The sequence below is a fragment of the Streptomyces sp. SID9727 genome (assembly GCF_010550605.1).
Lineage (GTDB): Bacteria > Actinomycetota > Actinomycetes > Streptomycetales > Streptomycetaceae > Streptomyces.
This window is the reverse complement of the sequence record NZ_JAAGNI010000106.1, coordinates 115,847-129,530: the sequence shown is the minus strand read 5'-3', so window position 1 is coordinate 129,530 and position 13,684 is coordinate 115,847. Positions and strand designations below refer to the sequence as shown.

The window sequence follows — 13,684 nt, the reverse complement described above, 5'->3', positions numbered from 1 at the left end:
CCACGGAGTGCGGCGGGGGCGGGGGCGCGTACTGCGGGTTCGTCGGGTAGGCGGCCGTCTGCGCGGTCGCGGGGTCCGGCGAGGAGGGGGCGGGGGCGGGCGGCTGGTCCGGCGCCCGGGTGACCGTCTCGTCCGGGTGGGAGGCGGCGGGCGCGGCCTCGGGGGGCGCCTGGGGAGCGTCGGCCGGCACGGGAGGTACGGACGGGGCGGCCTCGGCCGCGTTGCCCTTGTTGCCCTCGTTCTCGGTGCTCACAGCTCTTTACTCCTCGGTTCCACATCAGTCATTCGGCAAGAGATCCGCTGTGTACGTGTCCGCAGTCAGCTTTTCCCACGACACGTCAGGCCACTGTAAGCAGGACCTGTGCATCTGCGCACGACCCTTACATCGGACAAAACGGTCCGGCGTCGCAAGGTGTGCACGGCCGTGTTCCCGCGGTGACACCATGACCCGGGTGAACCGAGCACGGCAGCAGCACCCCATCCAGGTCATCGCCCACCGGGGCGCGTCCGACGACGCCCCCGAGCACACCCTCGCCGCTTACCGGAAGGCGATCGAGGACGGCGCCGACGCCCTGGAGTGCGACGTACGCCTCACCGCCGACGGCCACCTCGTCTGCGTGCACGACCGCAGGGTGAACCGTACGTCCAACGGCCGCGGCGCGGTCTCCGCCCTGGAACTGAACGCCCTCGCCGCCCTGGACTTCGGTTCCTGGAAGGACCGCGACGACACGGAGTCGCCGGACTGGGACCCGGTGCCCGGCGAGCTCACCTCCGTACTTACCCTGGAACGGCTGCTCGAACTCCTCGTGGAGACGCGGGCGGCCGGGCGGCCGCTCCAGCTGGCGATCGAGACCAAGCACCCCACCCGCTGGGCGGGGCAGGTCGAGGAACGCCTGCTGCACCTGCTGAAACGCTTCGAGCTCGACGCACCGCCGCCGGCCGGCACCCCTTCGCCGGTACGCGTCATGAGCTTCTCGGCCCGTTCGCTGCACCGCGTCCGGGCGGCCGTACCCCATCTGCCCACCGTGTACCTGATGCAGTTCGTGTCGCCCCGGCTGCGCGACGGACGGCTGCCCGCGGGGGCTCGTGTCGCCGGACCCAGCGTCCGGATCGTGCGCAGCCATCCCGGCTACATCGAACGGCTCCACCGGGCCGGGCACCGGGCGCACGTCTGGACGGTCAACGAGCCGGAGGACGTCGAGCTCTGCGTACAGCTCGGGGTCGAGGCCATCATCACCAACCGCCCCAAGCAGGTCCTGGCGCAGCTCGGCCGTTCGTGACATCGGCGCACCGGGGCACGCCGCGCGGCGTATCTGCGTATGAACGCATCAGCCCATCTGCCCATCAGGAGATCAACTACAGGGAGTACACCGGCGCACTCGGACTGTGCCTGTTCGTGACGAGTGCGTCACTGCCAGCCCCCTCGCCGGTTTCCGGCACAGCTCAGGAGGGCATCCACTCCGTGGCGTGGGGGCAAAGGAGGTCTCGGGGGTGGCGTTGGTGGTGGCACAGGAGGTGCCCACGTCGTCGAGCATGGCCGTTCCCCACGGTCCTGCGGGCGTGGGCCAGGCGCGGCACCGGATGCGCGAGCAGTTGCGCAGTCATGGGGTGTCGGATTCGGTCGTCGACGACGCGGTGCTGATTCTTTCCGAGCTGCTCAGCAACGCCTGCCGGCACGGCAGGCCGCTGGGCTGGCAGACCGAGACGGGAGACGGTGACGTGCGCGCCGCCTGGCGCGTCGACAGGACGGGCGGACTGACCGTCGAGGTGACGGACGGCGGCGGACCGACCCGTCCGATTCCCGCCACCCCCTCGGTGACCGCTCGCGGCGGCCGGGGGCTCAACATCATCAGCGCCTTGGCCCAGGAGTGGGGCGTACGGGACGACGCACCGGGGGAGGTCACCGTCTGGGTGCTCGTCGACGGAGGCCACGGCCGCCGCGGCGACCGGTCGGGTGGACGGGGCAGCGGACGGGCGTCCGGGGTGACCGGACTGCCGGGCGCGCCGAGGGCCACCGTCGTGCCGGGGCTCGAAGGGCTGGATTTCACTGGCCTGTTCGACGATGCGTTCGATGACGCGGGCTGAACGCCCGGTCGGTGCCGCGAGGTTCGCCCACGCGGGCTGAGCCGACGGGCACGGCGGTGGTGCCCCGGCGGGCGGCGGGGCGGCTAGGCTCGCGGGCCAGACCGCACTGTCGCACTCGGGAGTAAGCCCACCATGGCGAAGAAGCGCCCTCAGACCAAGGCCGGGAAGCAGCAGCTCAAGGACGGCGAGATCCCGGTGGTCGGGGCTCGTGAGCCCTGCCCGTGCGGTTCGGGCCGCCGCTACAAGGCGTGTCACGGCCGCGCCGCGGCCCAGGCGGTGACCGAGCTGGTCCAGCGTCCGTTCGAGGGCCTGGCCGGCGAGTGCGACTGGGTCGCGCTGCGCGAGCTGGTCCCGGCCGCCACGGCCGTCCTGACGCTCAAGGGCGGCCTGCCCGAGGGCGTGCCGTCAGTGACGCTCGCGACGGTCCTGCCCATGGCATGGCCCGCGCTGCGCCGCGACGACGGCTCCGTCCTGCTCGCCCTGCAGAACGACACCTCGTCCGGCGATCTCAGCCGGGATCTCGCGGACACACTGAGCCGCGCGCTGGAGGCGGAGCCCGGTTCGCCCGTGGCCGCCCGCCGCGTGCCGGCCGACGGCCCCCGGCTGCAGGACCTCCTGGACAACGACGCGCCTTTCGAGCCGGTGGTGCACTCCGGCTTCGAGTTCTGGGTGCCGGACTCGGAGAACGCCACCGCCGAGGTGTCCGCCTCGCTCGAACATGCGAACGAGGCGGCGATCCCGACCGCCCTGCTGTCCGGTGTGGACGCCGCCTACTGGTGTGAGACGCCGGAGAAGAACCACCTGCGCTGGGTCATGCCGCACGCCGAGGAGCAGCTCCTGGACGCGCTCGCCCGGCTGCACGCCGCGGGCGAGTCCTCGCTCGGCGAGGACACCCGGCTGGTCGGTTCGTTCCGGGCGCACGGACTGATGGTTCCGGTCTGGGACCTGCCGAGCGCGATGGGGGCCGAGGACTGCGAGAAGCCCGCCGCCGCTTTCGCGGAGCGGCTCGCGACCGCGCTCGCGTCGGACGCTCCGCTCACCGCCGAGGAGCGGCGGGCGCGCGGCGGGCTCACCAACCGCCAAGTGACGCTCAGCTGACCGTGACCGACGCTCCGCCCGGACGGTGACTCCCGTCACAACTCAGCGTACTGGCAGGTAAATCGCTGTCCTCATACACGAGATCGAATTTGCGAACGGCAGATCTCTTGTTACCGTTCAAGAAGCCCGGTCGCTGGTGCATCCCCCGTCGCCAGCGATCGGGCATCCTCATTTCCGGGTACGGCGCGCTCCGCGCCCCCGGGGCGCGCAGAACCGCGTACCGGTCCCGCCCGGACCGCTCCCCCCCTCACCCGCCCCAGCGCCTCCGCGCGATGGCCCGGCGTCAGTCCCGCGGCCCAGGAAGCCGCTTGGACCTGCGCCGCGGCGGGAACGGCGCCCGAGGTGCCATCAGGGAGCCGCGCGCCGCCAGGCTTTACCGCACCCGAATTTCCTCGTCATCAGCGACACCACCCGACAAACGGATGCGCCACAAGCGACCTCGCCGTTTACCCGGAAATCGTGATGCCAGGGGAAGGGAGGGGGAGGGGGTGGGGAAGAACGGAAGAGATTCATCGGAGATCGGACAGAGAAGCGACAGAACTCCGTAATGAATGACCCCTGAAAGAACACACGCACATCAGAATCCGGCCAACCCTTCCCCCAACCGCTCAGTGCGTCAGTCTGCTGCCGCCGTCCGGGGCACTGACGCTCGCCGCGACCAAGGCGTCCAGCACCACCTCGACATCCGGAAGCCAGGGCGCCACGGCCGGCGCGGCGGCACCCTTGGGGCGTGAACCCGGAGTGCGCTCCGGCGCGCGCTCCCAGCGAACCTGCCCCGTGCCGATCTCCGACGGCGGCAGGACGACATAACCGCCCTCCCCGTGGAACCGCAGCGAGCTGGGAACCCGGTCCTGCGCGTACAGCAGCTCACCGAGCCGCTCCAAGGTGTACGGGGCGACCAGCAGCGCCCACCGGGTGGGCGTCGCCACGACCGGGCCCAGGCGCAGGCCCGCCCGGTCCAGCGCGGCCAGCGCGCGCACACCGGCCGGCGCGGGCAGGCTCAGGGCGCACGGCGCGTGGCCGCCCGTGGCGAGCAGCACCGGCGCGGTCGGCCGGTTCGTCCACCACCAGCGCACCATCCGGCCATCGGTGGTCGCGGCGAGCAGTCCGGGGTCGAAGGGGTGCGCGCCGGGCACCGGGCACTCGGGATCGGGGCACGCGCAGCGACGGCCGCGATCACCGTCCCCGCGCAGTCCCGCTCCGGGGACCACGGGCCACTGCCACTCCGTGGCGCAGGTCAGGGCCGCGTCGAGCCGGGCGGAGCCGCCCCTGCGGCCGGGCCTGCGTCGCCTTCCGAGGATCTCGCGCATGAGCGCTCGTTCCTTTCCGTTGAACGCCGAGGGTCCGCCTCGCATCGTGCGTGGTCGCACCATGCCTGCGGAGCTTCTGGTGTACGTGCTCGTCGAGCCTGCGGTACGGGTCGTTCGTCGGTACCGAGCGTGAGCCGTGCTGAGCCGGATCGAGCTGCTTGCGGTCGGCATCGTGGCGAGGTGCGGGGCGCACGGCGCGCCTGCGGTCCGTTGCGTGCGGCCTCACCACTCGGGGGGTGGTGCGCGGCCGTCACAGGTGAGGACGTCCGGATCTGCTGCCAGGTTCCGGGGGCGGGCGGGGCCACCCCTGGCCATCCAAAGAATTACGTACCCAGCATGCCCGGAATGACGCACCCGTGGGACTTCACCCGGAGGTGCTCCCCCGTCGGGCAGACCCAGTCGACCGCTCATGCGCAGAGCAAGGTGCGTTTTTTGGCCAAGTTGATTAAGGCACGGACACCGGGTTTTCCGGGCGGACAATGCTGGACATCGCCTTACTTGTGCGTGTACATGTGGATGCACTGGTAGCGGCGCAGAATGACATGGGAGTTTGCGATGCTATTCGACGGAACACACCGCTCGGAAAGCTGGCGACCATGAGCGCTCCGCATCTTCCAAAAGTGGCTGGAATCGATCCCATGGCTCCGGTTTCGGATGAGACTGCCGGCCCCATCGGGGCGGTGCCCGCCCCGCCCGGCGCCTTCATCCAGGACCGGCTCGCCGGCTGGGTCTCCGACCTCACCACGCTCCACGAGCTCACCGAGCGCCTGGCCGGAACCAGCTCCCTGGACGACGCACTGCACGAGTTCCTCGAAGCCGGAGCCGCCCTGGTCGGCGCCCGCCGGGGCCTGGTCGCCTTCGAACCGTCCGACCGACGCGGCCCCGTCAACACCATCGGGCTCGGGCTGGCCCATGCCGAACTGGGCGAGATCGAGACCGTTCCGCGCAGCGCCACCTCGTACGGACGCGTCCTGGACGGCCTGCCCGACCCGGACTCCCCGCTGACCGCCCCCGATCTGCTCGGCGACAGCGGCCTGGACCCCCGCAGGCGCGAGGTCGCCGCCCGCCTCGGCTACGCCGCCAGCTACGCACTGCCCCTCGCCACCGTGACGACCGGAGGCCTCGGCGCCGCGGTCTGGCTCTACGACGAACCCGCGGAGCCCCTGGAACGCCAACGCCACCTCGTCGGCCTGTACGCCGGCTACGCCTCCGAGCACCTGGCCCGCCTGCTGGAACTGGAACGGGCCCGGGCGGATGTCGCCACCGTGGCCGAGGAGCTGCTGCCCACCCGGCTGCCCCGGATCCCCGGCGTCCAGCTCGCCGTACGCCACGAGGCCACCCCGCAGGGCGGCGGGGACTGGTACGACGCGCTGGCCCTGCCCGAGGGCGCCCTCGGGCTCGCCGTGGGCTCGGTGGGCGGCTCGGGCCCCAGCGCGCTGGCCGCCACGGGGCGGCTGCGCGCCGGGCTGCGCGCGTACGCGGTGATGGAGGGCGAGGACCCGGTGGCCGTGCTCTCCGATCTCGAACTGCTGCTCCGGCTGACCGAGCCGGCCCGCTCGGCGACCGCCCTCTTCGCGTACTGCGAACCGGCCCGCCGCACGATCCTGTTCGCCGGGGCCGGGCACACGCCGCCCCTGATCACCGGCGAGCGCCGCACCTCGTACGTGGAGACCACCCTCTCCGCCCCGTTGGGGATGCTGTCCTGCTGGGAGGCGCCCAGCGTGGACATCACGCCCGCACCCGGCGAGACGGTTCTGCTGTACACCGACGGGCTGCTGCGCCGCGCCGGCGACTCGATGGACCGGGCGTACGCCCGCCTCCACTCGGCGGCGGCGAGCGTGCCGAGGGCGCTGCGTGGGGACGCCGCCTCGGTGGCCGGCCATGTGGTGCGCGCCATGCTGCCGGACGGGGCCGGGCGGGCTGACGGCGCCGAGGACGCGGTCGTACTGGCGGCCAGGTTCGACTGAGCCGGGCCCCTCCTGTGTAAGAGGTCTTCCGGCCCTGGGCCCCCTTCCGTACGCCCGTACGATGGAAGAGGTCCAGTGTCGTATCAAGGAGAACAGTCGTGTCTGAGGAGTTCCCGGAGACCCCGGAGACCGAAGAGACAGAGCCGGTCAAGCAGCGGAAGAACGGCCTGTACCCGGGCGTGTCCGACGAGCTCGCCGAGAGCATGAAGTCCGGCTGGGCCGACACCGAGCTGCACGGCCTGGAGCCGATCGCCCAGGCCGGTCACACCGCCGACCGCCGCGCCGCGCTGTCCGCGCGCTTCCCCGGCGAACGGCTGGTCATTCCCGCCGGCCGGCTGAAGACCCGCTCCAACGACACCGAGTACGCCTTCCGCGCCTCCACCGAGTACGCGTACCTCACCGGCGACCAGACGCAGGACGGCGTCCTCGTGCTGGAGCCGAAGGGCGACGGCCACGAGGCGACCATCTACCTGCTGCCCCGCTCGAACCGGGAGAACGGGGAGTTCTGGCTCGACGGCCAGGGCGAGCTGTGGGTCGGCCGCCGTCACTCCCTCACCGAGGCCGAACAGCTGCTGGGCATCCCCGCCAAGGACGTGCGCGAGCTGCCCGCCGCGCTGGCCGAGGCCACCGGCCCCGTCCGCAACGTCCGCGGTCACGACGCCGGCATCGAGGCCGCCCTCACCGACAAGGTCACCGCCGAGCGCGACGAGGAGCTGCGCGTCCACCTCTCCGAGGCGCGTCTGGTGAAGGACGCCTTCGAGATCGCCGAGCTGGAGAAGGCGTGCGACATCACCGCACGCGGCTTCGAGGACGTCGTGAAGGTCCTCGACAAGGCCGAGGCCACCAGTGAGCGCTACATCGAGGGAACGTTCTTCCTGCGCGCCCGCATCGAGGGCAACGACATCGGTTACGGCTCGATCTGCGCCGCGGGTCCGCACGCGACCACCCTGCACTGGGTGCGCAACGACGGTGCCGTGCGCTCGGGCGAGCTGCTGCTGCTGGACGCCGGGGTGGAGACCAACGACCTCTACACGGCCGACGTGACCCGCACGCTTCCCATCAGCGGCACGTTCACACCGCTCCAGCGCAAGATCTACGACGCGGTGTACGAGGCGCAGGAGGCGGGTATCGCCGCGGTCAAGCCCGGCGCCGACTTCCGCGACTTCCACGACGCCGCCCAGCGGGTCCTCACCGAGAAGCTCATCGAGTGGGGCCTGCTCGGCGACCTGTCGGTCGACAAGGTGCTGGAGCTGGGCCTCCAGCGCCGCTGGACCCTGCACGGCACCGGCCACATGCTCGGCATGGACGTCCACGACTGCGCCGCCGCCCGGACCGAGGCGTACGTGAACGGCACGCTGGAGCCGGGCGTCTGCCTCACCGTCGAGCCCGGTCTGTACTTCCAGTCCGACGACCTCACCGTGCCCGAGGAGTACCGCGGCATCGGCGTCCGGATCGAGGACGACATCCTCGTCACCGAGGACGGCAACCGGAACCTCTCGGACAAGCTGCCCCGGCAGGCCGACGAGGTCGAGGCGTGGATGGCGCGGCTCAAGGGCTGATCCGCCGGCTGCCGTACCGACGGAGGGGCGCCCCGCTCAGGACACCATGAGCAGGGCGTCCTTCCGCCATTTCAAGACCTTGTCGAAGCTCACGACCGCGCCGGCGCACCCCGGGCGGTTGCCGAAGTGCACGTGGTCGGCGAGCTGTTCGATCAGGCACAGGCCCCGTCCCTCCTCGGCGGTGACGGGCGGATACGACGCGCACTGCGGATCCGGCAGTCCGCTCCCGGGCTGCCGCTTCGACGTGCGCGGCCCGCCCCGGGTGGGGAAACCGGGCCCCGAATCGGCGACTTCGATGCGGCACATCTCGCCGTCCAGATACGCGGTGACCCGGTACTGGCCACTGGCCGTGGCCGACGGATCCTCCCAGGCGTCCCGGTCCGTCCCGGCGCCGTCGGGGATGTCGTCGTGCTCCCCGCCGTGCTCGACCGCGTTCGCACAGGCTTCGCTGAGCGCGAGAGACAGGTCGAAGGAGACGTCCGGGTCCACGCCCGCGGATTCCATCGTGCCGAGCAGGAACCGACGGGCGAGCGGGACGCTCGCAGCGTCGCGCCGCAAATGGAGTGACCACCAGATGCTCATGCTCCGGCCTCCTGGCTGCGGCTAGACATACCGCTACGTATTGCCGCACCGGGGCGGTCGTAAGCACGCGCGCGCTCTGATACCGCCCATTCGGCGGATAGCCGGACGCACCGCACCAAGGTATTCCGGTTCCATACGCCCCTCGCACCCGGTCCGTGAGCTGCCGGAACCGTGCGAACGACCCTGCTCACACCCAATCCGCCCGGAAGGCGACCTTCCGGACCTGCCGTACGGGGACGGGGGCCCGGGTGCGATGATGAGGCCGCCATGTCTGTGCCTGTGGGACGCGCCGGAGCCGGTCTACGGCTACTGAGGGCCGCGGTGTTCGCCGCGGTCTGCGTCGCGTTGTCCGCGGCCGGGCATGCGCTGGCCTCCTGTGCGACCGTCCCGTGGTGGACGCTGCTCGCCGGTTTCCTCGGCGTCCTCGCGGTGGCCGTCCCCCTCGCCGGACGCGAACGCTCACTTCCCTCCATCGCGGCGGCCCTGGCCGGCGGACAGCTCGCCCTGCACACCCTGTTCGGGCTGGGCACGCACACCACGGCCCCCGCGGCGACGGGCGGCGACGACGCGCTGATCCGGTTCGCGGCGAGCCTCGTCTGCGGCGCCGGGCCCCGGCAACTGGACGCCGCCGACGCGCGGCACATCGTCGGCACCGCGGGCATCGACCCGGCTTCGGTGACCGCCCAGGCGCACCAGCATCTGGCCGCGGCCCCGTCCGGCCCCGCATGGGCCACCCCGGCCGACCTCCTCCACACGCTTCCCAGCCTGCCCATGCTCCTCGGGCACCTGCTGGCCGCCCTGGCCACCGGCTGGCTGCTCCGGCGGGGCGAGGTGGCCCTGTTCCGGCTCGCCCGGCTGTCGGCGCACGGTGCCCAGCAGGTCGCGGCCGGTGCACGGCTGCGGGCGTTGCGGGACGCGTTCGGTCTCGTCGCCGCCCTGCGCACCGGCCTGGCCGGCGAACCCGCGACCGGGCCGCGCACCCCTCGTACCGCCGTGGACGCGCCGCGCCCGGCCACCGAGGATCCGTTGCAGCACCTGGTGATCAGGCGCGGACCGCCGTCCGTGCTCGCTCTCGCAGCCTGACGCGACGCCCTCCACGCGATGCGCACCAGCCGTTCCGGTCTGGGCGCGCACGCGGCCCGTACGGAAGTGGCGTCGCGATACCGGTGCGCACCCGTGCGCCGGAGCACTTTCCCTTCGTGCCCTGTGGAGTGATCCCTGTCATGAACGTTTCCCGCATCGCCCTCGTCGGCGGCGTCGCCGCGTCCACCGTGCTGCTGCTCGCCGGCACGGCTTCCGCCCACGTCAGCGTCCAGCCGCAGGGCGAGGCCGCCAAGGGCGGTTACGCCGTCATCAACTTCAAGGTCCCCAACGAGCGCGACAACGCCTCGACGACCAAGCTGGAGGTCAGCTTCCCGACCGACCACCCGCTGGCGTCCGTCATGCCGCAGCCGGTGCCCGGCTGGGACGTCGAGGTGACGACGAGCAAGCTGGCCAAGCCGCTGCAGATGCACGGCAAGACGATCAACGAGGCCGTCTCCAAGGTCACCTGGACCGGCGGCAAGATCGAGCCCGGCCGCTTCCAGCAGTTCCCGCTCTCCGTCGGCCAGCTCCCCGAGGACGCCGACCAGCTGGTGTTCAAGGCCGTCCAGACGTACTCCAACAAGGAGGTCGTCCGCTGGATCGAGGAGCCCAAGGAAGGCGCCGACGAGCCGGAGACCCCCGCCCCCGTCCTGAAGCTCACGGCCCCGGCCGACGACGCGCACGGGGCGGCCGGCGCGGACGCGAAGTCCTCGGCCCCCGCCTCGGACTCCTCCGAGAAGAGCGGCGAGACCACCGCCGCCGCGTCGTCCTCCTCCGCCTCCTCGGACAACACCGCCCGGGTGCTCGGCATCGTCGGCATCGTCATCGGTGCCGCCGGCGTGGCCTTCGGCGTCCTGGCCGGGCGTCGTCGTACGACCTGACAGCCCACACGGGGGCCAGGCGCTTCCTGGCCCCCACCCGCTCCACCGACCCCTCAGGAACAGTGCTCCATGGTTAAGAAGATCGTTCCGGCCGCGGCGCTCGTCGTCGCGGCCACGCTCGCCCTGTCCGCCTGCGGCGGCAGTGACAACGACAGCAAGAAGCCCGTCGCCGACGTGTCGATGCAGACGAAGACGCAGGCCGCGACGGTGCTCGACCAGCCATTCACCAAGCCGGACCTCGTCCTCACCGACACGCACGGCAAGAAGTACGACCTGCGCAAGGAGACCAAGGGCAAGCCGACGCTCATCTACTTCGGCTACACCAACTGCCCCGACGTCTGCCCGCTCATCATGAGCAACATCGCCATCGCCACGAAGTCCCTGCCCAAGGCCGACCAGGACGACCTCCGGGTCGTCTTCGTCACCACCGACCCGGAACGCGACACCCCGGCCTCCCTCGGCAGCTGGCTCAAGGCGCAGGACCCCTCCTTCATCGGTCTCACCGGCGACTTCCCGGCCATCCAGGCGGGCGCCCGGCAGATCGGCATCGGCATCTCCGCGCCGAAGAAGGAAAAGGACGGCACGGTCGTCTCGATGCACGGCTCACAGGTCATCGCCTTCTCCCCGAAGACCGACAAGGGCTACGTGCTGTACAGCGAGGACACCACACCCGACGACTACACCAAGGACCTCCCCAAGATCGTCAAGGGGGAGAACCCGTGAACCACCGCACCACCCTCGCCGCCGTTCTGGCCGTGACCGCGGGCCTGACGCTGGCGGGGTGCTCGTCCTCCTCGGACAAGCCGGAACTGAAGGTCGTCGGCGGGTTCATGCCGCAGCCCGTCAACGACATGGCGGCCGGCTTCCTCGTCGTGCAGAACAACGGCACCGGCGACGACCGCCTCACCTCGGTGACCAGCCCGCTCTCGGACGACGTCACGATCCACGAGACGGAGAACCAGGTCATGCGGAAGGTGACGTCCTTCGACGTGCCCGCGGGCGGTGAGCTGGATCTCGAACGTGGTGGCAACCACATCATGTTCATGAAGCTCAAGAAGCAGCCCAAGCAGGGCCAGAAGGTGTCCGTGGAACTGCACTTCGAGAAGGCCGGCGCGATCGAGGTCGACCTTCCCGTGAAGGAGACCACCCACAACCCGAAGAAGCAGTGAGGGACTGACACGCCATGACAGCCACCGCCCCGCCCTTCGGGCCGCCCCTGTCCGCCCCGCGCCGGCCGCTCGCCGCGGCCGGACTGCTCACCGCGCTGCTCGGCGCGGCGCTCGGTCTGCTGCTGGCCGTCGCGGCTCCCGCGTCGGCCCACGCAGCGCTCACCGGGAGCGATCCGCAGGACGGGGCGGTGGTCGCCACGGCACCCGCAGAGGTCACCCTCACCTTCTCCGAGCAGGTCGCCCTGGGTGCGGACTCCATCCGCGTCCTGGACCCCTCGGGCAAGCGCGCCGACACCGGGGCCGCCCCACGCGACCTGCACAGCGGGTCCACCGTGAAGTACGGCGTCGCCCTGCGCGGCGGCCTCGGCGACGGCACGTACACCGTGGCCTGGCAGGCGGTCTCCGCCGACAGCCACCCGGTCTCCGGCGCCTTCACCTTCTCCATCGGGGCCCCCTCCGAGACCACCGTCGCCCTCCCCGACAGCGAGGCCGGGGGCGGGCTCGTCGGCACGCTCTACGACATCGCGCGCTACGCCGCCTACGCCGGGTTCATCGTGCTCGCGGGCGGCGCCGCCTTCGTCCTGGCCTGCTGGCGGCGTGGGGCGGGTGCGCGACCACTGCAACGTCTGGTCGTACGCGGCTGGCTGACGCTCACCGCGGCCACCCTCGCGATGCTGCTCCTGCGCAGCTCGTACACCGGCTCCGGGAAGCTGGGGGACGTCCTCGACCTCGACGGCCTCAAGGCGGTCCTCGAAACCAAGCCCGGTGCCGCTCTGGTCTCCCGGCTCCTGCTGCTCGGCGCCGGCGCGCTGTTCGTCGCCGTCCTGTTCGGCACGTACGCCAAGCGCGAAGACCCCCGCGAGAAGAAGGACCTCACCTTCGGCCTCGCCATCGGCGGCGCGGTCATCGCCGCCGGTATCGCCGGCACCTGGGCGCTCGCCGAGCACGCGTCGACCGGTGTCCAGCCCGGCGTCGCCATGCCCGTGGACGTGCTCCACCTGCTGGCCGTCGCGGCCTGGCTCGGCGGGCTCGTGGCCCTGCTGACGGCGCTGTACCGCACGCCCGACCTGCCCCCGGCCGCCGTACGCCGTTTCTCCACGATCGCCTTCGTCAGCGTGGTCGTCCTCGTCGCGACGGGGGTCTACCAGTCGTGGCGGCAGGTCGGCACGTGGTCGGCGCTGACCGGCACGGGTTACGGGCAGCTCCTGCTGGTCAAGGTGGGGCTCGTCGCCGTCCTGGTGGGGATCGCGTCGATGTCGCGCCGGTGGACGGGGAGGCTCGCGGAGGGCGGCGCCGCCCCGGCCGCGGTGGCGCCCGAGGCCGACGAGGAGCCCGAGACCGAACCAGAAGCCGAAACGGAGACTGCCGGGGATCCCGCCCGGGCGGCTCAGCTCGCCCGGCAGCGGGCCGCCGTGGCCACCGCCGAGAAGAAGCGGATACGCGACGCCGACCCCGGCCGCTCCGGGCTGCGCCGCTCGGTGCTGGCCGAGGTCGGCGTCGCCGTGGCCCTGCTGGCGGTGACCACGGTCCTCACATCGACCGAGCCGGGCCGTACGCAGGAAGAGGCGGCACGCGCCACGTCGGCGGCGGCCGGGCCCGTGGACAGCGGTCCCGTCAACCTCGCGCTCCCCTTCGACACGGGAGGGGCGAACGGCAAGGGCACGGTACGGATGGACATCGACCCCGGCCGCACCGGCGCGAACGTGATCCACCTGTGGGTCGAGGACCCCGGCAAGAAGCCCATGGACGTCCCCGAGGTGAAGATCGCCTTCACCCTGGAGTCCAAGGACATCGGTCCCCTGCCGGCCGTCCCGGTCCGGCTGACCGAGGGCCACTGGACCGCCACCGGCCTCCAGCTCCCGATCGCGGGCGACTGGAAGGTCGCGGTGACGGTACGGACCTCCGACATCGACCAGACGACGGTCGACAAGAACGTGAAGATCGGCTGAG

12 protein-coding genes and 1 pseudogene are annotated in these 13,684 nt (G+C 71.8%); 10 read left to right on the top strand and 3 right to left on the bottom strand.

Annotation, left to right across the window (positions count from 1 at the left end; all coding sequences use genetic code 11):
- Positions 1–253: pseudogene (locus G3I41_RS06590) on the bottom strand (protease); the annotation flags it as partial.
- A gap of 190 nt (positions 254–443) precedes the next feature.
- Here G3I41_RS06590 and G3I41_RS06585 point away from each other — a divergent pair.
- The 3 genes from G3I41_RS06585 (at position 444) to G3I41_RS06575 (ending at position 3,183) form a co-directional block, all read left to right on the top strand.
- Complete coding sequence (locus G3I41_RS06585) at positions 444–1,280, top strand: glycerophosphodiester phosphodiesterase family protein (RefSeq protein WP_164399341.1); 837 nt, start codon at positions 444–446, stop codon at positions 1,278–1,280.
- Positions 1,281–1,491: 211 nt separating this feature from the next.
- The gene (locus tag G3I41_RS06580) at positions 1,492–2,085 is read left to right on the top strand and encodes an ATP-binding protein (RefSeq protein WP_343242072.1); all 594 of its coding nucleotides are present in this window, start codon (positions 1,492–1,494) and stop codon (positions 2,083–2,085) included.
- Between the two features lie 132 nt (positions 2,086–2,217).
- Positions 2,218–3,183 carry a DUF5926 family protein gene (locus G3I41_RS06575; RefSeq protein ID WP_164399340.1) on the top strand — a complete coding sequence of 322 codons (966 nt, stop codon included), beginning with the start codon at positions 2,218–2,220 and terminating at the stop codon, positions 3,181–3,183.
- Between the two features lie 608 nt (positions 3,184–3,791).
- On the opposite strand, the gene G3I41_RS06570 is transcribed toward G3I41_RS06575, so the two are convergent.
- Positions 3,792–4,493 carry a bifunctional DNA primase/polymerase gene (locus G3I41_RS06570; RefSeq protein ID WP_164399339.1) on the bottom strand — a complete coding sequence of 234 codons (702 nt, stop codon included), beginning with the start codon at positions 4,491–4,493 and terminating at the stop codon, positions 3,792–3,794.
- A gap of 596 nt (positions 4,494–5,089) precedes the next feature.
- Here G3I41_RS06570 and G3I41_RS06565 point away from each other — a divergent pair.
- Positions 5,090–6,460: a PP2C family protein-serine/threonine phosphatase gene (locus G3I41_RS06565; protein ID WP_203600306.1), complete on the top strand. Its 1,371-nt coding sequence runs from the start codon at positions 5,090–5,092 to the stop codon at positions 6,458–6,460.
- A gap of 98 nt (positions 6,461–6,558) precedes the next feature.
- Positions 6,559–8,019 carry an aminopeptidase P family protein gene (locus G3I41_RS06560; protein WP_164399337.1) on the top strand — a complete coding sequence of 487 codons (1,461 nt, stop codon included), beginning with the start codon at positions 6,559–6,561 and terminating at the stop codon, positions 8,017–8,019.
- A 36-nt stretch (positions 8,020–8,055) separates the two neighbouring features.
- Here G3I41_RS06560 and G3I41_RS06555 read toward each other — a convergent pair whose 3' ends face one another.
- Complete coding sequence (locus tag G3I41_RS06555) at positions 8,056–8,601, bottom strand: ATP-binding protein (RefSeq protein WP_164399336.1); 546 nt, start codon at positions 8,599–8,601, stop codon at positions 8,056–8,058.
- 267 nt (positions 8,602–8,868) lie between these two features.
- On the opposite strand from G3I41_RS06555, the gene G3I41_RS06550 reads away from it, so the two are divergent.
- From G3I41_RS06550 to G3I41_RS06530, 5 genes are all read left to right on the top strand, one after another.
- A complete protein-coding gene (locus G3I41_RS06550; RefSeq protein ID WP_203600304.1) occupies positions 8,869–9,684 on the top strand; it encodes a hypothetical protein in 816 nt (271 codons plus the stop codon).
- A gap of 140 nt (positions 9,685–9,824) precedes the next feature.
- Positions 9,825–10,565: a YcnI family protein gene (locus G3I41_RS06545; RefSeq protein WP_164399335.1), complete on the top strand. Its 741-nt coding sequence runs from the start codon at positions 9,825–9,827 to the stop codon at positions 10,563–10,565.
- A 69-nt stretch (positions 10,566–10,634) separates the two neighbouring features.
- Entirely contained in the window at positions 10,635–11,288 is a 654-nt protein-coding gene (locus tag G3I41_RS06540) for an SCO family protein (protein WP_164399334.1), read from the top strand.
- Positions 11,285–11,734: a copper chaperone PCu(A)C gene (locus tag G3I41_RS06535; protein ID WP_164399333.1), complete on the top strand. Its 450-nt coding sequence runs from the start codon at positions 11,285–11,287 to the stop codon at positions 11,732–11,734. The genes G3I41_RS06540 and G3I41_RS06535 overlap by 4 nt, the downstream gene beginning before the upstream one ends.
- A gap of 14 nt (positions 11,735–11,748) precedes the next feature.
- Complete coding sequence (locus G3I41_RS06530) at positions 11,749–13,683, top strand: copper resistance protein CopC (protein ID WP_164399332.1); 1,935 nt, start codon at positions 11,749–11,751, stop codon at positions 13,681–13,683.
- Position 13,684 lies beyond the last annotated feature (1 nt).

Bases quoted from the DNA above. Each gene is read 5' to 3' on its own strand.
- G3I41_RS06585 (WP_164399341.1), top strand. From the start codon at position 444: ATGACCCGGGTGAACCGAGCACGGCAGCAGCACCCCATCCAGGTCATC.
- G3I41_RS06545 (WP_164399335.1), top strand. From the start codon at position 9,825: ATGAACGTTTCCCGCATCGCCCTCGTCGGCGGCGTCGCCGCGTCCACC.
- G3I41_RS06565 (WP_203600306.1), top strand. From the start codon at position 5,090: ATGAGCGCTCCGCATCTTCCAAAAGTGGCTGGAATCGATCCCATGGCT.
- G3I41_RS06570 (WP_164399339.1), bottom strand. From the start codon at position 4,493: ATGCGCGAGATCCTCGGAAGGCGACGCAGGCCCGGCCGCAGGGGCGGC.
- G3I41_RS06575 (WP_164399340.1), top strand. From the start codon at position 2,218: ATGGCGAAGAAGCGCCCTCAGACCAAGGCCGGGAAGCAGCAGCTCAAG.
- G3I41_RS06540 (WP_164399334.1), top strand. From the start codon at position 10,635: ATGGTTAAGAAGATCGTTCCGGCCGCGGCGCTCGTCGTCGCGGCCACG.
- G3I41_RS06530 (WP_164399332.1), top strand. From the start codon at position 11,749: ATGACAGCCACCGCCCCGCCCTTCGGGCCGCCCCTGTCCGCCCCGCGC.
- G3I41_RS06555 (WP_164399336.1), bottom strand. From the start codon at position 8,601: ATGAGCATCTGGTGGTCACTCCATTTGCGGCGCGACGCTGCGAGCGTC.
- G3I41_RS06550 (WP_203600304.1), top strand. From the start codon at position 8,869: ATGTCTGTGCCTGTGGGACGCGCCGGAGCCGGTCTACGGCTACTGAGG.